21 protein-coding genes and 2 pseudogenes are annotated in these 23,557 nt (G+C 64.1%); 9 read left to right on the top strand and 14 right to left on the bottom strand.

Annotated features, from left to right (window positions below):
* Window positions 1–46: 46 nt before the first annotated feature.
* Complete coding sequence (locus G6N36_RS10325) at window positions 47–1,099, top strand: NAD-dependent epimerase/dehydratase family protein (RefSeq protein ID WP_163686430.1); 1,053 nt, start codon at window positions 47–49, stop codon at window positions 1,097–1,099.
* Window positions 1,100–1,101: 2 nt separating this feature from the next.
* Here the strand turns inward: G6N36_RS10325 and G6N36_RS10320 are convergent, their stop codons facing one another.
* Genes G6N36_RS10320 through G6N36_RS10295 form a run of 6 tightly spaced genes read right to left on the bottom strand, consistent with a single transcriptional unit; the run spans window position 1,102 to window position 7,473 of the window.
* Window positions 1,102–2,553 (bottom strand): class I adenylate-forming enzyme family protein, encoded by a 1,452-nt coding sequence (locus G6N36_RS10320; protein WP_163686429.1) that lies wholly within the window; start codon window positions 2,551–2,553, stop codon window positions 1,102–1,104.
* Window positions 2,550–3,350 (bottom strand): enoyl-CoA hydratase/isomerase family protein, encoded by an 801-nt coding sequence (locus G6N36_RS10315; protein WP_163686428.1) that lies wholly within the window; start codon window positions 3,348–3,350, stop codon window positions 2,550–2,552. The genes G6N36_RS10320 and G6N36_RS10315 overlap by 4 nt, the downstream gene beginning before the upstream one ends.
* Window positions 3,347–4,150, bottom strand: coding sequence for an enoyl-CoA hydratase/isomerase family protein (locus tag G6N36_RS10310; protein ID WP_163686427.1), 804 nt, complete (start codon window positions 4,148–4,150; stop codon window positions 3,347–3,349). Before G6N36_RS10310 ends, G6N36_RS10315 begins: the two co-directional genes overlap by 4 nt.
* Window positions 4,147–5,394 (bottom strand): acyl-CoA dehydrogenase family protein, encoded by a 1,248-nt coding sequence (locus tag G6N36_RS10305; RefSeq protein ID WP_163686426.1) that lies wholly within the window; start codon window positions 5,392–5,394, stop codon window positions 4,147–4,149. The genes G6N36_RS10310 and G6N36_RS10305 overlap by 4 nt, the downstream gene beginning before the upstream one ends.
* Window positions 5,391–6,197, bottom strand: coding sequence for an enoyl-CoA hydratase/isomerase family protein (locus tag G6N36_RS10300; protein WP_163686425.1), 807 nt, complete (start codon window positions 6,195–6,197; stop codon window positions 5,391–5,393). The genes G6N36_RS10305 and G6N36_RS10300 overlap by 4 nt, the downstream gene beginning before the upstream one ends.
* Window positions 6,198–6,201: 4 nt before the next feature.
* The gene (locus tag G6N36_RS10295; RefSeq protein ID WP_163686424.1) at window positions 6,202–7,473 is read right to left on the bottom strand and encodes a hotdog family protein; all 1,272 of its coding nucleotides are present in this window, start codon (window positions 7,471–7,473) and stop codon (window positions 6,202–6,204) included.
* 89 nt (window positions 7,474–7,562) lie between these two features.
* On the opposite strand from G6N36_RS10295, the gene G6N36_RS10290 reads away from it, so the two are divergent.
* A complete protein-coding gene (locus tag G6N36_RS10290) occupies window positions 7,563–8,393 on the top strand; it encodes an enoyl-CoA hydratase/isomerase family protein (protein ID WP_163686423.1) in 831 nt (276 codons plus the stop codon).
* Here the strand turns inward: G6N36_RS10290 and G6N36_RS10285 are convergent.
* Window positions 8,390–9,247, bottom strand: a complete 858-nt coding sequence (locus G6N36_RS10285; RefSeq protein WP_163686422.1) for an SDR family NAD(P)-dependent oxidoreductase — start codon at window positions 9,245–9,247, stop codon at window positions 8,390–8,392. The two genes, G6N36_RS10290 and G6N36_RS10285, sit on opposite strands and share 4 nt — an antisense overlap.
* Window positions 9,248–9,302: 55 nt before the next feature.
* On the opposite strand from G6N36_RS10285, the gene G6N36_RS10280 reads away from it, so the two are divergent.
* The gene (locus tag G6N36_RS10280) at window positions 9,303–10,871 is read left to right on the top strand and encodes a class I adenylate-forming enzyme family protein (protein ID WP_163686421.1); all 1,569 of its coding nucleotides are present in this window, start codon (window positions 9,303–9,305) and stop codon (window positions 10,869–10,871) included.
* 26 nt (window positions 10,872–10,897) lie between these two features.
* Here the strand turns inward: G6N36_RS10280 and G6N36_RS10275 are convergent, their stop codons facing one another.
* The 3 genes and pseudogenes from G6N36_RS10275 to G6N36_RS10265 all read right to left on the bottom strand — a co-directional run bounded on the left by G6N36_RS10275 (window position 10,898) and on the right by G6N36_RS10265 (window position 13,773).
* Entirely contained in the window at window positions 10,898–12,202 is a 1,305-nt protein-coding gene (locus G6N36_RS10275) for an amidohydrolase family protein (RefSeq protein ID WP_163686420.1), read from the bottom strand.
* Complete coding sequence (locus G6N36_RS10270) at window positions 12,195–12,629, bottom strand: Zn-ribbon domain-containing OB-fold protein (protein ID WP_163690587.1); 435 nt, start codon at window positions 12,627–12,629, stop codon at window positions 12,195–12,197. Before G6N36_RS10270 ends, G6N36_RS10275 begins: the two co-directional genes overlap by 8 nt.
* Window positions 12,629–13,773 (bottom strand): annotated as a pseudogene (locus G6N36_RS10265) (acetyl-CoA acetyltransferase). The gene G6N36_RS10270 and the pseudogene G6N36_RS10265 overlap by 1 nt, the downstream one beginning before the upstream one ends.
* Window positions 13,774–13,813: 40 nt before the next feature.
* Between G6N36_RS10265 and G6N36_RS10260 the strand changes: the two are divergent.
* From G6N36_RS10260 to G6N36_RS10245, 4 genes are read left to right on the top strand one after another with little or no spacing between them, the layout of a single operon-like run.
* The gene (locus tag G6N36_RS10260; protein ID WP_163686419.1) at window positions 13,814–14,629 is read left to right on the top strand and encodes an HpcH/HpaI aldolase family protein; all 816 of its coding nucleotides are present in this window, start codon (window positions 13,814–13,816) and stop codon (window positions 14,627–14,629) included.
* 8 nt (window positions 14,630–14,637) lie between these two features.
* Complete coding sequence (locus G6N36_RS10255) at window positions 14,638–15,753, top strand: TauD/TfdA family dioxygenase (protein WP_163686418.1); 1,116 nt, start codon at window positions 14,638–14,640, stop codon at window positions 15,751–15,753.
* Window positions 15,754–15,781: 28 nt separating this feature from the next.
* Window positions 15,782–16,858: a hydroxyacid dehydrogenase gene (locus G6N36_RS10250; RefSeq protein ID WP_163686417.1), complete on the top strand. Its 1,077-nt coding sequence runs from the start codon at window positions 15,782–15,784 to the stop codon at window positions 16,856–16,858.
* 4 nt (window positions 16,859–16,862) lie between these two features.
* Window positions 16,863–17,687, top strand: a complete 825-nt coding sequence (locus G6N36_RS10245) for an enoyl-CoA hydratase/isomerase family protein (RefSeq protein ID WP_163686416.1) — start codon at window positions 16,863–16,865, stop codon at window positions 17,685–17,687.
* Window positions 17,688–17,765: 78 nt separating this feature from the next.
* Here the strand turns inward: G6N36_RS10245 and G6N36_RS10240 are convergent, their stop codons facing one another.
* Complete coding sequence (locus G6N36_RS10240) at window positions 17,766–18,953, bottom strand: amidohydrolase family protein (RefSeq protein ID WP_163686415.1); 1,188 nt, start codon at window positions 18,951–18,953, stop codon at window positions 17,766–17,768.
* A gap of 174 nt (window positions 18,954–19,127) precedes the next feature.
* On the opposite strand from G6N36_RS10240, the gene G6N36_RS10235 reads away from it, so the two are divergent.
* Window positions 19,128–19,916, top strand: a complete 789-nt coding sequence (locus G6N36_RS10235; protein WP_163686414.1) for a TetR/AcrR family transcriptional regulator — start codon at window positions 19,128–19,130, stop codon at window positions 19,914–19,916.
* Here the strand turns inward: G6N36_RS10235 and G6N36_RS10230 are convergent.
* Window positions 19,905–21,065 carry an acyl-CoA dehydrogenase family protein gene (locus G6N36_RS10230; protein ID WP_163686413.1) on the bottom strand — a complete coding sequence of 387 codons (1,161 nt, stop codon included), beginning with the start codon at window positions 21,063–21,065 and terminating at the stop codon, window positions 19,905–19,907. The genes G6N36_RS10235 and G6N36_RS10230 overlap by 12 nt on opposite strands.
* Before the next feature lie 104 nt (window positions 21,066–21,169).
* Here G6N36_RS10230 and G6N36_RS10225 point away from each other — a divergent pair.
* Window positions 21,170–22,185, top strand: a pseudogene (locus G6N36_RS10225) (acyl-CoA dehydrogenase family protein).
* Here G6N36_RS10225 and G6N36_RS10220 read toward each other — a convergent pair.
* Complete coding sequence (locus tag G6N36_RS10220; RefSeq protein WP_163690586.1) at window positions 22,164–22,580, bottom strand: PaaI family thioesterase; 417 nt, start codon at window positions 22,578–22,580, stop codon at window positions 22,164–22,166. The pseudogene G6N36_RS10225 and the gene G6N36_RS10220 sit on opposite strands and share 22 nt — an antisense overlap.
* Window positions 22,581–22,591: 11 nt before the next feature.
* Window positions 22,592–23,500, bottom strand: a complete 909-nt coding sequence (locus G6N36_RS10215; RefSeq protein WP_163686412.1) for an enoyl-CoA hydratase — start codon at window positions 23,498–23,500, stop codon at window positions 22,592–22,594.
* Between the last annotated feature and the right edge of the window lie 57 nt (window positions 23,501–23,557).

The following is a 23,557-nucleotide window of genomic DNA, read 5'->3' as shown; positions in this document are numbered from 1 at the left end:
CGCTCTCGAAATCGAGAACAAACATTTCCGTGGCGGGAGGCGTCAGGTGAGCACGGTCCTGGTCACGGGGGCGCTGGGTTACGTCGGGACGCAGACCGTCGCACGACTCCACGAACAGGGCGACACGGTAGTTCCCACCGATATCGACACTCCCGCCAATCGGAAGGCGGCACGTCGCCTGCCATCGGGAGTCGACGTGCGCTGGGCGGATCTCACCCAGAGGGACCAGGTAGCCAGCTTATTGGCCGATGTGGCGCCGGCAGCGATCGTCCATCTGGCGGCGGTCATACCCGCCGCCACGTACCTCAACGCGAAACTGTCGCGGAAGGTCAACGTCGACGCCAGCAGACTCCTGGTCGAGGTGGCAGAGCAGCTTTCGCAGCGCCCGCGATTCGTGCATGCCTCCAGCGTGGCAGTGCACGGCTCGCGCAATCCGCACCACAATCGCATCCTGACGGCTGATTCACCGCTGAATCCCGTCGACTCCTACGGTGCTCAGAAGCTGGCGGCCGAGGGCGTCGTGCGCCAGTCGAGTCTCGACTGGCTGATCTTGCGACTGGGCGCGGTCGTCAGCACCGATGTGCGTTCCTTACCGGTCAGCGCCGACGTGATGTTTCTGGAGTGGTCCTCGCCCTCCGATGGTCGTATCAACACGGTCGACGTCCGTGATGTCGCCGCGGCCTTCGCTGCGGCCGTCAGCGCAGACGTGTCGAGGGAGGTGCTGATGATCGGGGGAGACGAATCCCACCGCCAATTGCAGGGTGACATGGGCCCAGCCGTGGCGGAAGCGATGGGGTTGAGAAACGTCTATCCGCGAGGCAGGGCGGGCAACCCGAATGACGACTCCGCATGGTTCGTCTGCGATTGGATGGACACTGCGCGTGCGCAGGAGGTCCTCGATTTCCAGCACCACTCGTGGCCGGACATGCTTGCAGAGATTCGCACCAGGATCGGTGCCTTGCGATACCTCTTGACGGCGCTTTCGCCGATCGCGCGAGTCGTGCTGAGACGCCGGACCCCTTACCGGGGACAGCCGGGAATATACGCCGATCCGTGGGGTCTGGCCTATCAGCGGTGGCCCGGCGCCAGACCCGATTGAGCTCAGGCCGTTGTCACCGCGGTGAGGTCGCGTTTGACGACCTTGCCGACGTCATTGCGAGGCAACTGCTCGATGAACACGATTCGAGCGGGTACGCGGTAGGGCGTCAACCGCTCGCGGCACCACGCCAGCAGTCCGTCCTCGGAAACCGCTTCGTCATCGCGCACAACGAAAGCCCATGGAACCTCACCGAGCCGCTCATCGGGCACACCCACGACCGCGGCTTCCCGGACACCGTCGGCAGCCAGCAGGACGTCCTCGACGGTGCCGGGAAAGATCTTGAGTCCGCCGCGGTTGATCATGTCCGAGACCCTGCCGTCGAGCCACAGGAAACCGTCGTCGTCGAACCAACCCAGGTCACCGGTGTGAAACCAGCCGTCATCGGTCAGCCTGTCCAGGAACGCGGCATCGATGTTGCGGGCCGCCGTCGTCGGAGTACGGACCATGACCTCGTCGTCGGCGATCGTCACGTCGATCCCGGGCAATGGCCGGCCGACCGAACCGAGCTTCGCCTCTCCCCACTCGCGCGCGTCCGCGGCAGACCACCCGACGACCTCGCCGCCGAGCTCGGTCTGACCGTAGGAGTTGAGCACGATCACGCCGAACTTGTCCCGGAACCGCGCGGCTTGCACCGGCGATAGCGGCGCCGTGATGGACCGAACGATCTTCAAAGGTGCCAGGTCGCTCACCGAGTCGTCGTGCAACACCATCGTGAGCGCGGCAGGGGGAAGCACCGTCGAACGCAATTGATGTTGCTTGACCAGGGCAGCGAAATCCTTGGGGGAGAAGCGGTCCATGAGCACGACGCCCGAGCCCGCGCGGAACGCAAAAAGCACTTGGTAGATGCCCGCCCACAACGACAGTGACAGTGGAACCAGATTCGGCATCGGGGGCCGGTTCGCTTTCGCAGACGGCTGCTTGTTGCCGCGCAGCTTGGCCAGCAGTCGGTCGATCAGGTCGAGGACCGTCGCGTGCCGAAGCGGTACCGGCTTGGGCGGGCCGGTCGTGCCCGACGTGAACTGCAAAAGCGCCACGTCCGAGTCGTACTGCCTGGGCTCGTCGGGTCGCTCCGATGACGGTGCGAGTGTCCACGCCAGATCGGCACCCGTGGCAACCGGAAGAGCGAAGCGCGAAAAGCGATGCGCGAGATCAGGCGTCGTGATGATCACAACAGGTCGCAGTGTCTGTAGTTGGGTGGCGAGTTCGGCATCGGCCGCCCTGGGGTTAAGCGGGGTGTACACGCCGCCGGCCAGCCATGTCCCGAACAGCGCGGCAATGGTCGTGGCCTCGTTGGGCAGCATCGCCGCCACGACCTGGCCGGTCTCGAGGCCGCTGTCGGTGAGCAGAGCACCTAGCCGGTGTGCGCTTGCTGCGAGGTCGGCGCGCGGGACATCGGAGGCCACCGTGTGGACGGCGATTTCGGGCAGTCCGTCAAGCAGATCCGTCAGGCTCATGAATCACGCTCCAGCGGTTGCCAATCCGGTGTCCGCTTGTCGGCGAACGCGAGCGGGCCCTCGTTCTGGTCGGGGTGGCCCCACATCGATGTGAGGTGCTTCGCGCCCTCGCGGCACGCGTCGGTCAGTCCGTATTCCAACGCCCCCCACAACGCGCGTTTGGTGGCACGCATGGCGGCTGGGGAATTTCTGGCGATCTTCTCGGCCAGTTCCTGCGCAACCTCACGCAGCTTCTCGGGCGGGTCGACGACCTGGCTGATCATGCCTAGCTCGTAGGCGCGCTGTGCCGTGAGTCGTTCGTGGCTTCCGACGAGCGCCATCCGCAGCACCGCCTCGGCGGGCATCTTTCGCATCAGGGCGATGGTCTCCAGAGCACTGACCTGACCGATCGAGACGTGGGGGTCGACGAACGTGGCGTCAGACGACGCGATGACGACATCAGCGTCGGCGACCCAGTGCAGCCCGCCGCCCGCGCACACACCGTTGACCGCGGTGATGACCGGCTTGCCGACATTGCAGTGCCATCCTGTGAGCTTCAGGTCGAGCGTGCGCATGGTCTCCTGGAACTGCAGTACGGCCTCGCCGTCGAGTTCCTCCACGTCGGCACCGACCTGGAATGCCCGGCCGTTTCCCGTGTGCACGATGACGCGGACGTCGGGGTCGGCATCCAATTCCGCCCAGGCCTTCGGGAACTCCTCGCGCATCACGACGTCGTAGGCGTTCAAGCGATCGGGGCGGTTGTTGATGATCCAGCCCACCGGTCCTCGACGCTCGACGATGAGCCGCTCGTACGTCATGACGCCTCCAGCGGCTGCCAGTGCGCGGCTCGCTTCTCACGCCAGGCCCGAACACCCTCGGCGTGGTCAGGGTGGTTGCGCAACCGCCAGATCTCGTCGCTGGCCTCACGCTTGGCTTGGGAGAGGCCTACTTCGAGCGAACGCCATAAGGCCTTTTTGGTGGCGCGCATCGCGTTCGGTGAATTGGCGGCCACGGCGCCGGCCAACCGCCCGGCGGCAGCCGTGAGTTCTTCCGGTGCAACGATTTCCGACACAATACCGAGCTCGTATGCACGCCGGGCGGAGATGCGCTCACCCTTACCGCTGAGGGTCATGCGGGTAATGGCCTCCATCGGGGATTTGCGCAACAGCGTGATCGCCTCGTATGCCACGGCCTGGCCCACAGAGACGTGGGGGTCGACGAACGACGCCGATTCGGCGGCAATCACGATGTCCGCGTCGGCCACCAGATGCAGACCACCGCCCGCGCATACACCGTTGACGGCGGCGATCACCGGCTTCCAGACCCCGCAGTGCCAGGACGAGATCTTCAGTTGGGCATCACGTGTCCGGCGGGAGTGCTTGCGCATCGCCGACTTATCACGCGCGACCTGCACCACGTCCATACCGGTGCAGAAAGCCCTCCCGTTCGCGGTGTTCACGATCACGCGTACATCGGGGTCGGCGTCGAGGTCCGCCCACGCAGCTTCCAGTTCGTCCAGCATCAAGGCATCGAACGCGTTTCCGGCGTCCGGCCGGTTCAGTATCAGCCAGCCAATGCCATCTGATCTCTCGACGACGAGGCGCTCATACGTACTCACGAGCGCGGAATTTCCTTCCAAGGCTTGCCCTTCCACGGATCCGGCTCCTTGGGTAATCCGAGGACGCGTTCGCCGAGAATGTTCTTGTTGATATCGGTCGTGCCACCCTCGGTCCCGTTGGCGAGGCTGCGCATCATGCCCTGGACATCGCGGGGAAGCGCATCTTGATCTTCGGTTGCCGACCAGGCGATCGCGTCGGTTCCGAGCAGGTCGACCATCAGGTCCTGAATCTGCTGATTGAGCGTGGCCTGGTGGACTTTTCCGATCGACGACGCGGCGCCGGGGGACTGGCCGGCCGAAAGCGCCGCGCGTACACGGTCATTGGTCCACCCCCGAATCTGCTCCTGAGCCCACAACCGCATGACCTTGTTGCGCACGAAGGGGTCAGCCCACTTGCCTTTTTCCTTGGCGAGGGTGATCAGTCGGTGGGCACTGGAACCGCCGAGGCGTCCCATACCACCGGAGCCTGACCCAGATACCATCTGGCGTTCGCTCGACAGCGTTGACGCGCTGACCCGCCAGCCGTCGTTGATCTCACCCACCCGGTGCGCATCGGGGATCCGAGCATTGTCGATGAAGACCTCGTTGAACTCCGCCTCCCCGGTGATCTGCCGGAGGGGCCGCACCTCGACACCAGGTTGGTGCATGTCGAGCAGGAAATAGGTGATGCCCTTGTGCTTCGGCGCTTCAGGGTCGGTGCGTGCGAGCAGGATCGCGAAGTCGGCCTCATCGGCCCACGTCGTCCACACCTTCTGCCCGGTGATCACCCAGTCGTCGCCGTCGCGCACGGCTCGCGTCGCGAGTGAGGCGAGGTCGGAGCCCGCGCCCGGCTCACTGAACAACTGGCACCATTTCTCTTCGTTGCGGACGATCGGCGGCAGGAACCGTAGCCGCTGATCCTCGGTGCCGTGGCTGAACAGCGCTGCGGCGGTGTTGTTGAGCCCCAACGGGTTCAGTCTGGTGAGTCGCAACGGCCTCAAGACCCGGTCGATCGCCCGCGCCACCTCATTGCCGACACCAAGACCGCCGTGCTCGGGTGCCCAGGTCGGCACGACGAGACCCGATGCCGCAAAGGTCGGGTACCACTGGCGGTAATCCGCCTTGCTGCGAACCGCCCTCAGGGCATCCGCCCCCTCGGCGGCCGCCGATAGCCACCGCGCGGGCACCTCGGTATCGACCCACCGCTGGACCTCCGCGACAGCGTCGTCGGCGGTGGTGGCCTCGGTGATCGATAACGTCGTCATCGTCCCTGGAACTTCGCGTCGCGTCGGTCCCGGAAGGCAGCGAGCCCCTCCTTGAAATCGTCACTACGGCTGGACAACTCCAGCGCCATGGCCTCGTTCTGAAGGTGGCGATCCAGATCCAGTCCGTTGCCGCTCTGCAGCAGCCACTTGGTGAGTCCGAGTGCCACAGTGGGGGCACCGGCGAGTTTCTCCACCAGTTTCTCTGCAGTCGAGCCCAATTGGTCGTCAGCGTGGGCGCCGTGGATGATGCCCCACTCGGCGGCGGTGGTTCCGGAGATCTCTTCGCCCAGCATCAGCAGCTGGCGCGTCCGCACCATGCCGATGAGGCGGGGCAGCAACCATGCCGCACCGCTGTCCGGGGTGAAGCCACGAGCCACGAACGGTTCCCAGAACCGGGCGTCGTCGGCCGCGACACAGAAGTCGGATGCCAACGCGATGTGGAAGCCCAGCCCCGCAGCCCAGCCTCGGACCACCGCCACGATGGGCACCTGGGTTTCGAGCATGAGCGGGATCAGCCTGTTGGCCTTGTTTGGCAACCGCCGCTGTGTACTTCCCACGCGCGGTTTACGTTCCGAGCGTGCGTTGTTGGAGATGAGATCCGATCCGGCGCAGAAATCCGGTCCTGCGGCGTCGATGCGGATGACACGCACGGACTCGTCGATTCCGGCTGAGACGAGGTGTCCTATGAGCGCGTCGAGAATCGTGTCGTTGACCGCATTTCGCTTGTCGGCACGGTCGAGGGTCAGACGAAGGACCGGACCACCCTGTTCGGCGCGAAGACCGGGCACGCTGTCGTAACTCATCGCATCAACGTCCGGCGAACTGGGCCGAGACCGCGGTGAGCAACTCGGTCAGATTGCTCGCCCCGCCGGGCGGATCCGGAAGGCGCACGGGTCCTCTTTCCCTGCTGGGCAACAGAATGGTGGCGTGCCCGGGGGCGGTGACCTCGCCGCGGTGATTGGTCGCCGCGAGTTCGAGGTCGACGGCGGGCCGCTCCCCGTCGGCGAGATATTTGTGTACGACTGTGCCGGTTATCGTGTGAAGGTCACCCACATAGTTGAAGAGGCGGAACTCGCAGTCCAGCTTCCACAGCCAGGCGTCGTCGCCCATCCAGTCGGTGCACAGATGGATCAGCCACGTTTCGCGCATCCGTCCGTAGTCGAACGTTGTGGGGTTGCCGGCATTACGGGCGGCGTCGGGTTCCCAGTGCACGCGCTGCTGAACGTCGGGTACGCCGTGCTCGTTGGGCGTATAAAAACGGGGGATGCGCTGTCGGTTGCGCCATGCCAACCGCAGCGGCCGCACGCCGTACATTCCGGTCCCCATACCGACGTGCCAGCACACCATGTCCGTGACGGTGAGCGGACCCTTGGTCAGCGGACCGACGTCGTCGCCCTCGTTGACGTCCTCCCACCAGCGGGGCTCTGCACCGCGTGCGACTTCGCGGGCGTACCTCTCGTCGATTTCGGCAATCTCGTCGGCAGTCCAGGTCTTCAATTCGACGGCGTCGTACTTCTTGCGACTGCGGGCCTTCGTACGTTCGGTGCGGATCATGTTTCGGTACTGGCCCCCGAGGATGACGCCCTCGTCATCGCGGAACACCTGGGCAGACCATTCGTGAACGGCGCGGTCGGCGAATTCACTGCTCTTGTCGAGTGCCGCGACCAGGGCGTTGCGTCGAAAGATGCGGTGGTTCGCACGAAGCGGCGCCCACCACTCCCGCGACGACGAGGCGTAGAACGCATGCACCCCTCGCAGGGGATCGCCCTTGGTCAATGCGCGATCCTCGTCGGACAGTGTCGATACCTCGTCCTCGCCGATCAGCGTGTCACCGCCGACCAGCGCCGGTGGGGCGATCGGCTCACCCCACACCGATTTGGCCGCGTAGTCGGGATCCGCCCACAACGGGTTCGCATCGCCGTAGCTTTCAGCGACGTGTCGGAAGGCGTCTTCGTTGGGGCGGAAGTAGTGCGGCGGCTGGGTGTGCGGTACGGCGATACCGATGGTGGCCCGCAACCTGGCCAACCCGTCATCGGTGATCCGCCCGCTTTCGGGCGGGGAAGACGAGGAATCAGACATCAGCCGCCTCCCCCCTCGTGGCCCGCATCGTCGTCGGATCGAAGTGGAAATTAAGATACCCGAAAAGCGGAAACGGCGTTAACGCAGGGATGGCAGCGATGAGTGAACAAGCTTCTGGGATCGATGTAACCGTCGGTGACGACGGGGTGCAACGCATCATCATCAACCGACCCGACGTTGGAAATTCGTTGTCGCCCTTGGCCCGTGATGCTCTTTCGGAGGCTTTCCGGCAGGCCGATGGCGACCCGCATGTGCGCGCCGTGTTGCTGGGCGCCGCCGGTAACCGGCATTTTTGTGCGGGTGCCGGTCTGGCCCCTCGGCGCGATGGTGGGGACGCTGGACCGGTCCAGGACAAGCGGCCCGGGGATATCGCCCGAATGCTCCAGCAGGGTTGGCAGCGGCTGGTCACCTCGATCATGGACTGCGACAAGCCCGTCGTCACCGTGGTCAAGGGAACGGCTGCGGGCGCTGGGTCGAGTCTTGTGCTGGCTTCGGACCTCGTCGTCATGTCCACGGAGGCAACACTTGTCGAGGCGTTCGTGCACCGCGGGATACTGCCGGATTCCGGTGCAATCCACTTGCTGACGCGAATTGTCGGGCTGCGGAAGGCGAGTGAGCTGCTCATGCTCGGTGAACGGATCGATGCGCCGACGTGTGAGCGGCTCGGTCTGGTCAACCGCGTGGCGGCGCCGGAGGACATTGATGCCGTCGCAGAGGAGATCGTCAGACGACTGGCCGCGGGCCCGACAGTGATGCTGAGCCTGACGAAACGGCTGTTGGCAGTGTCGTCGGAGTCCGGCCGCGATCGCGCGTTCGAGCAGGAGGCCTGGGCCGCCGAAGTCGTGTCGCACACCGCGGACCTGCAAGAAGGGTTGCTGTCGTTCGCCGAACGCCGGGAGCCCCGCTTTCGGGGCTGTTAGGGCCCTCCGCGGATGGTGAACGACGAGCTGTCATCGATCCGGTCAATGGATTCGGCGACAGATTCCGCGCTGAGGTCCGCATCATCGATGCCCTTGGTCTGACCGATGAACACCCGCGAGACCTTTCCGCCGCCCACCGAGTAGATGTGCGCCGTCCGTTCACAGGTGCGATGTGACAGGTAAACGACGACCGGAGTGACGAGTTCGGGGTCCAGCGCCTTACCCGCCTCGCCCATGATGTCCTCCGTCATCCGGGTGCGGGCGATCGGCGCGATCGCGTTGACGGCGATGCCGTTGCGAGCGCCCTCGATGGCAAGTACATGCATCATGCCGATCAGTCCCATCTTTGCCGCGCCGTAGTTGGCCTGGCCGAAGTTTCCGAAAAGACCGGTACCGGAGCTTGTTTGGACGATTCGGCCGTAGTTCTGCCCGCGCATGACGGGCCAGACGGCGCGGGTGACATTGAATGTTCCTGCCAGATGCACCGCGATGACGGCGTCGAACTGTTCGGCAGTCATGTTCTTGAATGCAGCATCACGCAGAATGCCTGCGTTGTTCACCAAGATGTCGACCTGGCCGAAGGCATCCACGGCCGCGGCGACGATCGCGGCTCCGCCCGCTTCGGTTGCCACCGAGTCGCCGTTGGCGATCGCCGTACCTCCGGCCGCGGTGATCTCGTCGACAACGGCCTGAGCGGCCGATATTGACGCGCCGCTACCGTCTACCGCGCTGCCGAGGTCGTTCACCACGACCCGCGCCCCGCGGCGGGCGAGTTCAAGGGCGTGGCAGCGGCCGAGACCTCCGCCCGCACCGGTGACGATGGCTACCTGGTTGTCGAATGCGAGTGACGGCATGATGAGAGGTTACATTTACCCCTAGTGAGAACCATCATTTGCATAGGAGGACGGCATGAAGGGCTCGACTGCGCTGTTGGACCACGCGCAGCGACGTGCCATGGCATTGCGGGACCAATACCGTGAGGCGGGCCACTGGTCGGCCCAGCCTGCAGACGTCGTGCGCACAGCCGCAGAACGACATCCCGAGCGGCTCGCACTGATAGCCAGGGGTGATGAACTCACCTATGCCGAACTCAACGAGCGCATCGATGGGGCGGTTAGCAGTCTGGCTGCGGCCGGGGTCGCGGCATCGACACCGGTCCTCGTCGTTGTCGGCAATGACGTGGATTCGGTCATCGCCGTCCACGCGGCGTTGCGCCTCGATGCCGTGATCCTGCTGGTGCCCCGCAGCGCGGGCGCGACGCAGGTCGCCGACATCATCGAGCGCACCGGCGCAGAGTTCGGCGTCGCGCCGAATTGGCCTGCGACGGTAGAACCAGAGCTGTCGGGGCGCGCGACCTGGATCGCGTTGGACGCCGGCGGCACACCGGCCACGGAATACCGCTCAGAACGCGCAGCCGACGAACCGTGCCTCGTGCTCTACACCTCGGGGACCACATCGAAGCCCAAGGGCGTGATTCATTCGCTGAGCACGCTGCTCAAGGCTTCGACGAACTACATTGCAGCGGCCGGACTGACCGACGACGATCGAATCTTCCTGATCAGTCCACTGGCGTCGGTCACCGGGGTGCTGCAGGGCCTGTTCATCGGGCCGATGCTCACCGCCCCGGTGATATTGGAGGATCGCTGGGATCCATCGGCGACCTGCGAGCTGCTCGTGTCGGCGGGGGCGACCTGGTACGGCGGTCCCGATCGGCTACTGGACCGGGTACTCGACGAGGCGATGGCACGGAACGCGATCGTCCCGCTGCGAGCGGTGTACCTCGGCGGAACGATGCTGGACCGACGCATAGTGGAACGCATCGAGGACGAATTCCGCATCATCGTCATGCGCGCCTACGGATCGTCAGAGGTGCCGGTCAGCACATCGGGACTGCGTAGGGAACCCAGGGACGTGCGCCATGCCGACGACGGGGTCGCACTGGCCGACGTGGAGGTGCGGATCGGCTCCAGCGGCGATCCCACCGAATGTTGCATCCGTGGACCGCACACATTTCTCGGGTACACGGACGCGGACGACGATGCGGACGCTTTCGACGGTGATTGGTTTCGCACCGGTGATGTCGCGGAACTCGACAACGGCCGGGTTCGCATCGTCGGCCGGTTGAAAGACATCATCATTCGAAACGGTCTCAAGATCCCCGCTGCCGAAGTCGAGGAAGCGGTCGCCAATCTCGCCGGAGTCGTTGATTGCGCCGCCTACTCGGTACCGGACCGCGTCACCGGCGAGCGGTTGGCGATGGCTGTGGTTCTCGAGTCTGCGGGCGCCGTGTCGCTCGCAGACGTGACCGATGCGCTCGTGTCTGCGGGTCTGCCCAAGTACAAACTTCCCGAGGAGCTCGTCTTCTGGGACGAACCGTTGCCTCTCAACGCCAACGGCAAAGTCGAGCGCAACAAGCTCGACGCGAAATCGGCGGGACGGCCGCGGGCGCTCGCCGACCGCCTCGCCGCCACGTCCTAATCGCCGCGTTAAGCAGCGAGTGTTGATCAGTCCTTGCCTGCGCTGTTTTGGGCGACCTTGCTCATCTGGGACTGCCAGTCCGATGCACCGCCGCCGCCGTGCTCGTGCTTGCTCAGGGCCTGGATGCTGACGTCGTGGCCTTCGGCGGCTTTGCGTAACGCACCGACGGTGGCCTGTTCCTTGGTGATGTGGGTGAAGGGGTCCCAGTGATACCAGCGCATGGCGTTCTGGTAGGTCATCTTGTTGATTTCGACATCGGGCACGTGGTGCTCTTTGAGGACCTCGTCGAGCTGCTCGGGAGCCCCGGGCCACATCGAATCCGAATGTGGGTAATCGGCTTCCCAGCAGATGTTGTCGATGCCGACGTCGTTACGCAGCTGCACGCCGACGTGATCGGAGATGAAGCACGTCAGGAAGTGATCGCGGAACACTTCAGAAGGTTTCTGCTTGCCGAAGTCCTGTCCGGTCCACGTCGAGTGCATCTCGTACGTGCGATCGGCGCGTTCCAGGAAGTACGGAATCCAGCCGGTGCCACCCTCGCTCAGCGCGATCTTGAGGTCTTTGTACTCCTTGATGGGCTTGGACCACAATAGATCCGCCGCGGCCTGCACGATGTTCATCGGCTGCAGCGTGATCATCACGTCCATCGGGGCATCCGGCGCGGTGATCGCCAACCGCCCCGACGAACCGATGTGCACGTTGAGCACCGTGTCGGTGTCCACGAGCGCATCCCACATCGGCTTCCAGTAATCGAAGTCATGGAAGCTCGGGTATCCCATCGCCGAGGGATTCTCGGTGAACGTCAGCGAGTGCACCCCACGCTTGGCGTTACGCCGGATCTCCGCCGCGCACGCTTCGGCATCCCAGATCACCGGCAGCGTCATCGGGATGAACCGCGCCGGATAGGCACCGCACCACTCCTCGACGTGCCAGTCGTTGTAGGCCTGCACCAGCGCCAGGGAGAACTCGTGGTCCTCAGTGGCGAACAACCGGCCCGCGAACCCCGGGAACGACGGGAAACACATCGAGCCCAGAATGCCCCCGGCGTTCATGTCCTTGACCCGTTCGTCGACCTGGTAACAACCCGGCCGGATCTCGTCCAGACCTTGCGGCTCCAGCCCGTACTCCTCCTTGGGCCTGCCCGCGACCGCGTTCAACGCAACATTGGGGATCACGATGTCGCGGAACTGCCAGGTATCAGAACCATCGGGGTTGTGCACCAACCGCGGCGCCTCATCCAGATATTTCTTCTGCAGATGATTCCTGAACATATCCGGCGGCTCGACGATGTGATCATCAACGCTGATCAGGATCATGTCTTCTTTATTCATCACTTTTCCTTTCGACATCCGTCGGCGGTCGGAAGACCGGGACGGTGAAGCCGTCGTCGTCATCACGAAAGGCGATCGTGAGTTCCATTCCGGCAGTGAGCGTTTCGATTGGGCAATCCTCAACCACTGTCATCAGCCGCGGACCCTCGACGAGGTCGACCATCGCCACAACATACGGCGTGCGGACGTCGAAGGGCGCTGCGTTCTGGTGGACGACGCTCCACGTATAGAGCGTGGCCCGTCCGGACGCCGGTGCCGGCGCGACCTCGGTACTCCAGCAGTGCGGACAGAAGGGCCGCATGTACAACGACTTACGTCCGCACGACACGCACGCATTGACCAGCAAGCGCCGGTCCTGAATAGCCTGCCACCACGACTCGCTGTCGGAGTCGACGGTCGGGCGGTTCGGCCCCACGGGAACGTCCATCATCGTGTCCCGAGGATCATCGTCGCGCTGTGGGTGAAGAAGCCGCCCATGGCATGTACGCATGCCAGGCGTGCATCGTCGACCTGCCTGGGGCCGCACTCGCCGCGCAGTTGACGCACCGCCTCTACCAGCAAGAACATCCCGCGCATGCCGGGATGGCAAGACGCCAGCCCGCCGCCATCGGTGTTGGTCGGCAACGCACCGCCCGGACGCAGCGCACCCGACGCTATGAACGGGCCGCCCTCACCTTTCGGGCAGAAGCCGAGATCTTCGACCGTCAGCAGCACGGTGGAGGTGAACGAGTCATAGAGCTGGCAGACGTCTATATCGGCGGGGAGACACCGGCGCGAGCGAACGCTTGGGGGCCCGACACCGCCGCCGCGGACGTGGTGAAATCGCCCCACTCGCTCATGCTGACATGTGAAGTCGCATCGGCGGACCCGAGTATCCACACCGGCTCCTTAGCGCAATCTTTTGCCACCCGCTCGCTGGCGAGCACCACGGCACCACCGCCGTCGGTGCGCAGGCACACATGTTTGGATGTGAACGGATCGGCCAGCATCGGCGCAGCCGAGACATCGGCAACGGTGATGCGATCGCGCTCGAACGCGTTGTCGTTCATGGCCGCCCACTCGTGGGCGGCGACGGCGACCTCGGCCAACTGCTCGACCGTCGTGTCGTACTCGATCATGTGGCGTCTGGCGGCCATCGCATACTTCGCGATCAGTGTGGCGCCGTAAGGTGTTTCGTACTGCAAGGCACCGCCGGTGCCCATCGCCGCCGCCGAGGCACGGACACGGCGTTTCACGTCCGAGCGGGCTGTCGACCCGTATGTCAGGAGTGCAACGTCGATCTCGCCGGCCGCAATGGCTGCGGCGGCGTGGCGGGCCATGACCTCCCACGATGAGCCGCCGACGTTGGTGGCATCGACCCAGGTGGGTCGTAGGCCGAGATACTCGCTCACCTCGACCGGCGGCAACAGGGACCCGTGTGCGCCGAGTCCGTCGATGTCGTCCTTCGTCAGGCCCGCGTCGGCGATGGCGCGTATGGAGGACTGGGCCATCAGCCCCATGGCGGTCTTCTCGGGCACCCGCCCGCAATCAGACAGCGCGGCGCCAACGAGCGCGACCCGGTTCGCTGGCATACGTAATGGTTACCACATTGAGAATGGCGTTAACGACCTGGTGGAATCCTCGTTCTCAGTCGGTTACCGTTGGTGCGTGCAGGGATCTTTGCGAGACGCACTTCGCGGCGACGGCCTGGTGCTGTGCCTCGCGCTGATGAACGCGCGTACGCCCGATGTTCCCGCCATCGCCGCGGCATGCGGGTACGACGCAATCTATGTCGATCTCGAGCACACCTCGACGTCGCTTGAGACCGCGGCGATGCTCTGCGCAAGCGCGCTGGGGGCGGGTATCTCGGGGTTGGTGCGGGTACCGTCGCACGATCCAAGCGTGATCGCACGGGTTCTCGACAACGGTGCCATAGGAGTCATTGTCCCGCATGTCAATTCGAGTGAGGAGGCAGAGGCGGTCGTCGATGCCGCGCGATTCCCACCGCTCGGTCATCGATCGATATCGGGACCCAACCCCGTGAGCGGATACCGTTCGCTGCCGGCAGCGGAATTGACCGCTGTGCTAGAACGCCGCACAGTGGTCGCGGTGATGATCGAAACTCCCGCTGCGGTGGAGGCGAGCGGTGCCATCGCGGCAGTGAATGGCGTGGACATGATCCTGCTCGGACCGAGCGATCTGACCGCGGAGATGGGCATCCACGGCCAGTATGAGAATGAGCATTTCCACCATGCAGTAGACTCGGTCGCAGCGGCTTGCCGTGAGCACGGCGTGGCGCTCGGAGTTGCCGGAATCAAGTCCGTTGACCTGCTGAAACGGTTCACCGGACTGGGATTGCGCTTCATCTCGGCGGGTACGGACGTCGGAATGATGACCGAGGCGGCTACGGCCCGCGCACGTGACTTGCGGGAGCTCGAGACTGAATAGGAGGACGGATGCCCACCGCGATCTACACCGACCAGGTGACCGACTCGATGGCATGGACCGGGGCGGATTTCACCAGTAAGGAAGACTTCGCTTTCGATCTCTCGGCGCGCAATATCGCTGCGCTGGAATCGATTCTGGCCAAGACCTCCGGTAAGGACCGCGACGAGATCACGCCAGAGGACGCTCGTCACCCCGACCTCGACGATGATCTGGCGCGGCTGTACCAGGATCTGATGTTCGGCAAGGGACTGGCATGCGTCCGCGGATTTCCCGTGGAACAGCACTCGATCGAAGACCTCGAACGCATCTACTGGGCCTTCTGCACGCATCTGGGCTATCTGGTGTCCAACAACTCGTTCGGCCATCGCATGGTACGTGTGCAGGAGGAGATCCTGCCCAACGGCGTTCAACCCGCCCGCGGTACCAAGTCCCGCGCGGAATTGGCGATGCACAACGATGCCGCCGACATCCTCTCTCTGCTGTGCGTCTATCCGGCGGCCGAGGGCGGCGAAAGCCAGTTCGCAAGTGGCCCAGCGGCGCACAACCGGATCCTCGCCGAACGCCCGGATCTGCTCGACGTGCTGTACCAGGGCTTCCCGCACCACCGCCGCAGCGAACAACCCGATGACCAACCCGACGTCACGCCGTATGACGTACCGGTGTTCTCGCAGATCGATGGGCGCATCTGTATCAACTTCACCTACAGCAGCATCTTGCCTGCCATGAAGACCATCGGCCGCGAATTCACCCCGAAGCAGGAGGAGGCCATCGAACTGCTGCGCAACATCCTCGTCGAGCAGCAGGTCGAGTTCCGGCTCGAATCCGGTGAAGCGGCGGTCGCCAACAACTTCGCCATGTGCCACTCGCGATCGGACTTCGTCAGCAGCAATGATCCGAAGAAGGCCCGTTGCTTCCTGCGCGCGTGGATGGAGGTACCGCGCGAGGATCGGCGGTTGCCGATCGGCCGCGAATACTTCCACATGGAGAACAAAGACCTCCGGTTGGGTTACGACATCGTCGAAGGCCGTGACGGCACCATCGCGCGCAACGACTACAAGAATGTCGATCCTGCGCTGGCGGACATGTTCAAGGCTGCGCAGGCGAAGCCCAAAGCCAAGCAGTGATGAGCGCCTGCGCGAAGAACAGACGGCAATGAGCGTACGGCCGCGACTGGTCTATGAACGCTGGACCGATCCTGCCGCGGGGGACATCCTCGAGGTGTCCGATGTCGACATCGTCAAGCTCGACTTGGACGCGCCCGCTGAACACAATTGGGCAGCGCTGGAATCGGCGCACGGATACCAGGTGGCCACCCGCACCGATGTGGCGTCGGCGGATGATGGCGCGCAATGGCTGGCCGGCCGGGCGCTGGTCGAACGCTGCCCGCAGCTGCTGGCGGTGTGCTCGGCGGGGGCGGGATACGACGTCATCGACGTCGAGGCCTGCACCCGGGCGGGGATCGCAGTGTGTAACAACTCCGGTCCCGGTGCCGAGGCGGTCGCCGAGCACGCACTCGGCTTCATGCTCGATCTCGCCAAGAAGATCACCATCGCCGACCGCGCACTGCGCAGCGGGCCGCTGGGAGACCGGCTGGCACTGCGGGGCAGTCAGTTGCTCGGCAAGACGCTCGGCGTCATCGGGCTCGGCGCCATCGGAAGCCGCCTGGTCGAGTTGTGCGCGCCGTTCGGAATGGAAGTCATCGTCTTCGATCCGTATGTCGATGAGGCGAGTGCCAGCGATCGCGGAATCCAGCTGGTGTCGCTGAACCAGCTCGTCGAGCGGTCGGACTTCGTACAGGTGACGTGTCCACTGACGAAGGAGACGCAGGGTCTGATCGGCAAGGCGCAGTTCACGGCCATGAAGCCGACGGCATTCTTCATCACGACAGCGCGCGGGCCCGTCCACGACGAGAGGGCGCTGTACGACGCGCTTGTCAGCGGAGGTATCGCCGGCGCGGGCCTGGACGTGTTCCACGAGGAGCCACCACGGGAGGACAACCCGCTGCTGCAACTCGACAATGTGGTCGCGACCCCGCACACCGCGGGCATCACCGTTGAGGCGGCGCGCGATATCGCCGTCGCCACCGCAACGCAGTGGCAGACGATTTTTTCCGGCGGCATGCCGCCTCGGCTGCTGAATCCGGATGTGTGGCCGCGATACTGTGAGCGGTTCCACGGAGTTTTTGGTTTCCGACCCAGCGCCACAGCGGTTTTGGAGAGAAGAGGCTGATCCGGTGAGCGAATACGACACGATCGAGGTGGAGGTGCGGGGTCACACCGCCTGTGTGACGCTGAACCGGCCTGAAGTGCTCAACGCGATCAACGACGAGATGATCGCCGAACTCGCAGTGGCGTACGCGGAGATCGAGAAGTCGCAAGACATCTGGACGATGATCATCACCGGTGCGGGCCGCGCGCTGTGCGTGGGCGCTGACGTGAACAAGGCCGCCGACCACGACATGGAGAACGCAGCGGGCATCGACAACCAGGGCGAGCCGATCCTGAGTTCGATGCGGCAGTGGGACGCACCACAGGAGGCAACCCCCCCATGGATGCAGATGACCAAGCCGATCATCTGCGCGGTCAACGGCATAGCGTGTGGTGCGGGAATGGATCTCGTCACGACAGCAGACATCACGATTGCGTCCGAGCATGCGACTTTGATGGACCCGCACGTGAGTATCGGCGTGACCTCGGGACGCGAGGGGGTACGGTTGGCGCGCATTCTGCCGCTGCCGGTGGCCATGCGTTTGATTCTCATGGGTAAGCACGAGCGGCTCGACGCTCAGCGAGCCTACGATCTGGGCGTTTTCACCGAGGTGGTCTCACACGAATCGCTGATGGATCGTGCGTGGGAGATCGCGGAAGTGGTGAATTCGAATGCACCTCTTGCGGTGCGTGGTTCGCGTATGGCGGTCCGAAAGGGCATGAACCTGCCGATCTACGAGGCCGAACTGCTCGCCGAGAACTACCGCATGAAGGTGGCGCTGACGAAGGACGCCGTCGAGGGACCGCGAGCCTTCCTCGAGAAGCGCAAGCCAGACTGGAAGGCGCTCTAGTCCGTCAGCGCGAGCAGACGTGAAAGCCCCTGAATCGCCGATAAACTGGGGAGTGAGGCGTCTGCTCGCGAGCGGCAGCTAGGCCATTCCGAAGAAGTTCTTCGCGTTGGTGGACAGCACTTTTCGCTTGGTCTCCTCATCGAGGCCTTCGGTCGCCTTGTTGGCGACGTCCATGCTGTTCGGCCAGTTGGTGTCGTTGTGCGGATAGTCGGTCTCAAACATGAGCTGATCCTCGCCGACGAGGTCGAGGATGCGGAACGCGACGGGGTCACCGAAGGTGGAGAACCATACGCGCCCGGGCACTTGGTTGCTCGGCGGTTCGGTCAGGAGGGGATGGATGCCGCCCCACGCCCGCCGGTCTTCCCAGACTTCGTCGACGCGCTGCAGGTAATAGGGAATCCAGCCCGCCTGTGCCTCCGCGAAGGCGATCTTGAGCTTGGGGAACTGTTTCAGCTTGGCCGAGAACAGCCAGTCGACCAGCGCGATGGTGCAGTTGACCGCCATCAAAGCGCTCGTGACAACGTGCGGCGAGTCCGGAGAGGACGTGGTGAGCGAGGAACTCGACCCGATGTGCAGCATGATGCCGACCTCGTTGCGCTCGCATGCCGCAAAGAACGGGTCCCAGTAGCCGCTGTGGATGGACGGCAGGTCGAGGCGCGCGGGCAACTCGGAGAAGCACACGGCCGGCATCCCCTTGGCTGCTACCCGGTCGACCTCCTTGACGGCAAGATCGACGTCCCAGAGCGGGATGATGCCCAGCGGGATGAGTCTGCCGTTGGAGTCGCCGCCCCACTCGTCGATCTGGAAGTCGTTGTACGCCTGGACGCAGAGCAGTGCCAGGTCTTTGTCTTTGGCGTGCAGGAAGCGCTGACCGCAGAAGCGAACCAGGGTATTGGGAAAGCATGCCGAGGCCTCGATGCCCGCGATGTCCATGTCGGCGAGTCGATCCTTGGGGCGGAAGCAGCCGGGTCGCATCTCCTCGTAGGTGATCGGATCGGTGGTGAGCTCGTCGATCTCGTATCCGGCGGCCGCGCTGATGAGCGGAATGGGGATGATCGAATCCTCGTAGTGCCAGATGTCGGCGTCGCGACCGTCCTCGTCATCGACGAACGCGACGTCGGACGTGACACTGGGATCCATGCGGCCGCGGTGTCGAATGATTCTCGGCCCGATGTCCCGGTAGCGCTCGGGCAGCCGGGACGTCCACAGATCGGCCGGCTCGACGAGGTGGTCGTCCGGGGAAACGATGAGAATATCTGCGGTCAAGGCTGCACTCCTTCGAGGACGAACTGCGGCTTCATCTTGCAGAATTTTGATTCCCGCAAGCGAGAATGATGATTTCCAGGGTAGCGCATGGGCGTGCCGCGTCGCGCCCTGTCTACCTACCCGTGTAGGTAGATCCCGCAATGTGATCGCAGAACGCGTATTCTCATACGCATCATGACTGCTAAGAAGCGTGCCAGCCGGGACCCAGACGCCGGACTGGAACTCGTGGACAATGACATCGAGCTGTCGGGCAGCTGGCAGGAGCGAACGATCGAGCGTCGACTCAGTCAGGCGCGGGCCCGCGCGCTGGCGCGGAGTTCGCGATTCCTGGCAGCGGCGCTGGAGTTGGTCGAGGAATCGGGAAAGGCCGACTTCACGATTCAAACACTGATCGATCGGTCGAATCTGAGCCTGCGCGCGTTCTATCAGCACTTCGCGGGTAAGGAAGAATTGCTGTTGGCGCTCTACGAGAACGCCACGAGTCAGTTCATCGAGGCGATCCGCCAGGAGGTTGCGGCGGCGGACGGTCCACTGGAACAGCTGGAGGCATTCTGCCGCGGATTTCTGTCTCGCGCGGAGTCATCCGAGGCGATCGGTGGTCGCGTGATGACGATCTACAACCTGAGTCTGGAGATCGAGCGTCCTGACGATTTCGCAAAGATCTGGGAACCCCACCAGAAGCTACTGACGAAGATTCTCACCGCGTGCTCCCGCGCTGGTCTGGTGCGCAAGGATCTGACCCCCGCGCAGTTGACTACGCTGCTGAACTCGACGCTGATCGCGCTGGCACAGATCGGGGTGTTCCATCTTGGCGTCAAGGGCGCCGAACTGAACGAAGACCAGCTATGGGCGTGGTGCCTCCAGGCGCTCGCGCCTCCAACGGAGACGAAGCCGAGGAGCGTTGCGGCCAAAGCGGCGCCCCGTCGCACCACTGCTCGCAAGCCAAAGAAGCTAACGGGGTAAGCCCAGCCCGCGCTGGGCGATGATGGTCCGCTGCACCTCGCTGGTACCTGCATAGATCGTGGTGCCCAATGAGAATCGCATCAGGTGTTCGAAGCGACCCTGCTCGGGAGCGTCCGGCTCGAAGTAGCTCCGCATCCCGTCGGGTCCGACCATCTCGAAGATGTCCTGGCTGGCGCGCGCCAGGGCTTCGGTGCTGAAGACCTTGGACATCGGTCCTTCGGCGACCGGGGTCTGCCCCGCCTCTGTCATCCAGACGCAGCGATGCTGAAGGAGCATGGAAACCTCGTGCTCGATCGCGACCCGTGCGATGCGCCGGCGCACATCGTCTCTGGTGATCTGCGGCGAACCGTCGTCCGCACAAGTGGTTTGTGCCCACTGCTCGGCATGGTGGAGGAGGCGCGCGATATGCGGACCCCAGCCGGACGCATGTTCGTCCTGCAGGGACAAGCTCAAGACCCGCCATCCTGCGTCGACGTCGCCGATGCGCCATTCGTCGCTGATCCGTACATCGCTGTAGAAGGTGATGTTGGTGCGCTCACCCGAGAGCGTCCACACCGCCTGGGCCTCGAATCCGTCGACATCGAGCGGGACGAGGAACATCGTCAGACCCTTGTGCTTCGGCTTCTCGGGGCTGGTGCGTGCCAGCAGGAACACGTAGTCGGCGATGTGCCCGTTGGTCGTGAACATCTTGGAGCCGTTGATGACCCATTCGTCACCGTCGCGCACGGCTTTTGTACTTGCGGCAGCTACGTCGGAGCCGCACTCGGGTTCGGTGAACCCAAGCGCGATGGTGATATCGCCCCTTAGCGCGCCGGCAAGGACGCGGTCCCGCATAGCGGGATTGCCGACCTCGCGGATGATCCCCGCGACCATTCTTGTGGTCTCCGACAAGTACGCCGGCGCATCGGCGCGCATAAGTTCCTCTCGGAGTACTTGGTCCTCCCAGACGCCGCTGTCGCGGCCGCCGTACTCAGCAGGCCAGCTCGGTGCGAAAAGTCCTTTGTCGACAAGCCCTTTGGCGAAATCGTCATCGTGTGCGACGCCACTGCGGTATATGCGCTCCTCGAACTTCGGAGTCAACGCCTCCCGGAGGTGGGCGCGGACGTCGTCGCGGAACGCCTCAACATCGGTGGCCAGTCGAAAGTCCATCGTGTGAACCAATCTGTCGTCGGGCATGCCGATAGCGATGCAAGGCGATAATGCTACTCTCATTTGTGAGAGTAACCGTATCCGCATGTGAGGGGGCCGAGTAGGTGGATCTGAGCCTCTCTGGCGAACAACGACAGCTGGTCGATTCGTTCGCGGCGATGTATGCCCGGGAATCCACATCCGAACGTGTGCGGGCCGCGGAGCCATTGGGATTCGATCCCAAACTGTGGAAGGCGCTGCTCGAGACCGGCGTCATTGAAATGGCCGTCGATGAAGCCGCAGGCGGCTGGGCCGCTTCCGAGGTGGACCTGGCATTGATCGCGGAACAATTCGGTCGGGCTGTCGCATCGGCTCCCGTCATCGAGAGTCAGGTCGCTGCCCGAGTACTCGCCGGATGTGGGGAGCCGGGCGCCGAGTTGCTCGGCTATGCACTGGCAGGCGACAAACTCATCAGCTTCACGCCGCGCCGAGGCTATGGCGATTCGCTGAAACTCGTGCCAGCCGGAGCGGTCGCGGACGCGGTCGTCGCGTTCGTCGACGGACGGGTTGTCGCGGTTCCCGTCGCTGAGAACCGCTGTCCTGTAACCAATCTCGGCTCCTTGCCCCTCGCGGACATCACGATCGACGACGCCGCTGTTCTCGCCGAAGGCGAGGACGCGAGGGCCTGTTTGAGGCTGCCCTCGACTTGTGGCTCGCGTTGACTTCTGCCGCGCTCGCGGGTGCGGCGAAGAAAGCCGTCGAAATGGGCGTCGACTATGCCAAGCAGAGACACGCATTCGGCACCGCGATCGGAACGTTTCAAGCCGTCTCCCATCCGCTCGCCGACAGCGCCACAGCCGCGGACGGAGCGCGTCTGTTGGCGCTCAAGGCGGCATGCGCGTTCGCCGACGAACCCGAGCGTGCCCGCGAGCTGTCCGCGATGGCGTTCGCCTTCGCATACGAGACCGCCCGGGACGCAACACATCGCAGTCTGCACATCCACGGTGGCTACGGGTTCGGTATGGAAGGCGACATCCAGCTGTACTATCGGCGAGCCAGGGGATGGGCGATGGTGTACGGCGAGCCGGGCGTGGCGCTGGACCGGGTCGCCGACGCGCGCTACGGGGCGGCCGCGGGCTGAACCGGCTGCCTCGGAGTCAGGACAGCGAAGCTCAGCGTCGCGCGTGCCGCCAGTCGGTCAGCGCCGACGTCTGTCACGTCGACCGCGACGACGATCGTGCGCTTACCCGCCCGTACCAGGGTGGCGGTGGCGCGGGCCGGACCTTCCATGATCGGAGCAAGGAAGTGGATCGTCATGTCGGCAGTGCTCGCACCCGCACCCTCGCCGGTGTACTTGATCGCGAGCCTGCCCCCCGCGACGTCGATGAGGGTAGCGACCAATCCGCCCTGTAGCGCACCACGAATGTTCACCAGATCCGCGCGGTTCTCGAGGTCTACGACCACCGTGTCATCCGAGTCGATGACGTCGAAGAACGGCAGCTGCGCGAAGAGGTGATCGGGGATGGTCACCTGCATGGGGCGTGGTGTCATGAATCGGCTCTGACCTGATCCTTGACCGACAGGACGATCGGGGGCGCGGTGCGCCAGTCCGGCACGCCGTTCTCCGGACCTGCGGTCGCACGTTTGTCGTCACGAACACCCACCCAGTGGGAATGGTTCAGCTGGTGCAGCGTGAAGCACGACTGCAACGAGTTGTAGAAGCCCATGTTGTCGACGGTCTGGTTGACCGACTCCTTGATCAACAGCGCCGCCATGGTGGGCACCTCCGCGATACGACGGGCCATATCAATTGTGCGATCAGCTAATTCGTCGCGCGTGAACACCTTGCTCACCATCCCGAGCTGATGTGCCTCGTGAATGTCGATGGCGTCGCCGGTGAGCATGAGTTCCTTGGCCTTTCGCGGACCGAACTCCCAGGGGTGGCCGAAGTACTCCATGCCGCACATGCCGAGTCGGGTGCCGACGACGTCGGCGAAGCGCACCTCTTCACTGCCGACAATGAGGTCGCATGCCCACATCAGCATGAGGCCCGCCGAGAACACATCGCCATGGACCTGAGCGATGGTGATCTTGCGTAGGTTGCGCCACCGCAGCGTGTTCTGGAAGAAGTAGTGCCATTCCTGCAGCATGATCTTCTCGGCGCCCTCCCGGGTACCTCCGTTGATCGCCGCGGTCGGGTGCTGATCGGGGCCTGGCCGAAATTCCGCGCTGGCCTGCTTCGAGCCGATGTCGTGACCCGACGAGAACATCTTGCCTTCGCCGGCGAGGATCACCACGCGAACCTTGTCGTCGGCTTCGGCGCGACCGAACGCCTCGTCGAGTTCGACGAGCATGCCGCGGTTCTGGGCGTTCCGCTGTTCGGGCCGGTTTAGCGAGATGCGCACGATCATGCCGTCGTCGAACGTCTCCCATTTCAGGAATTTGTAGTCGGTCACCGGGCTCCTCCAGGTTCTGCAGTACGGTAATGGTGTTACCGAAATATGAGAAGGTAT

This window comes from Mycolicibacterium gadium, from assembly GCF_010728925.1.
GTDB classification, from domain to species: Bacteria; Actinomycetota; Actinomycetes; order Mycobacteriales; family Mycobacteriaceae; genus Mycobacterium; species Mycobacterium gadium.
This window is presented reverse-complemented; position numbering and strand designations above follow the sequence as displayed.

Coding starts and splice junctions, on each gene's coding strand:
- G6N36_RS10255 (WP_163686418.1), top strand. CDS start 14,638: ATGCCCACCGCGATCTACACCGACCAGGTGACCGACTCGATGGCATGG.
- G6N36_RS10300 (WP_163686425.1), bottom strand. CDS start 6,197: ATGAGTTACGACAGCGTGCCCGGTCTTCGCGCCGAACAGGGTGGTCCG.
- G6N36_RS10280 (WP_163686421.1), top strand. CDS start 9,303: ATGAAGGGCTCGACTGCGCTGTTGGACCACGCGCAGCGACGTGCCATG.
- G6N36_RS10290 (WP_163686423.1), top strand. CDS start 7,563: ATGGCAGCGATGAGTGAACAAGCTTCTGGGATCGATGTAACCGTCGGT.
- G6N36_RS10275 (WP_163686420.1), bottom strand. CDS start 12,202: ATGAATAAAGAAGACATGATCCTGATCAGCGTTGATGATCACATCGTC.
- G6N36_RS10230 (WP_163686413.1), bottom strand. CDS start 21,065: ATGGACTTTCGACTGGCCACCGATGTTGAGGCGTTCCGCGACGACGTC.
- G6N36_RS10315 (WP_163686428.1), bottom strand. CDS start 3,350: ATGACGTACGAGCGGCTCATCGTCGAGCGTCGAGGACCGGTGGGCTGG.
- G6N36_RS10295 (WP_163686424.1), bottom strand. CDS start 7,473: ATGTCTGATTCCTCGTCTTCCCCGCCCGAAAGCGGGCGGATCACCGAT.
- G6N36_RS10320 (WP_163686429.1), bottom strand. CDS start 2,553: ATGAGCCTGACGGATCTGCTTGACGGACTGCCCGAAATCGCCGTCCAC.
- G6N36_RS10220 (WP_163690586.1), bottom strand. CDS start 22,580: ATGCAGGTGACCATCCCCGATCACCTCTTCGCGCAGCTGCCGTTCTTC.
- G6N36_RS10305 (WP_163686426.1), bottom strand. CDS start 5,394: ATGACGACGTTATCGATCACCGAGGCCACCACCGCCGACGACGCTGTC.
- G6N36_RS10270 (WP_163690587.1), bottom strand. CDS start 12,629: ATGGACGTTCCCGTGGGGCCGAACCGCCCGACCGTCGACTCCGACAGC.
- G6N36_RS10250 (WP_163686417.1), top strand. CDS start 15,782: ATGAGCGTACGGCCGCGACTGGTCTATGAACGCTGGACCGATCCTGCC.
- G6N36_RS10235 (WP_163686414.1), top strand. CDS start 19,128: ATGACTGCTAAGAAGCGTGCCAGCCGGGACCCAGACGCCGGACTGGAA.
- G6N36_RS10285 (WP_163686422.1), bottom strand. CDS start 9,247: ATGCCGTCACTCGCATTCGACAACCAGGTAGCCATCGTCACCGGTGCG.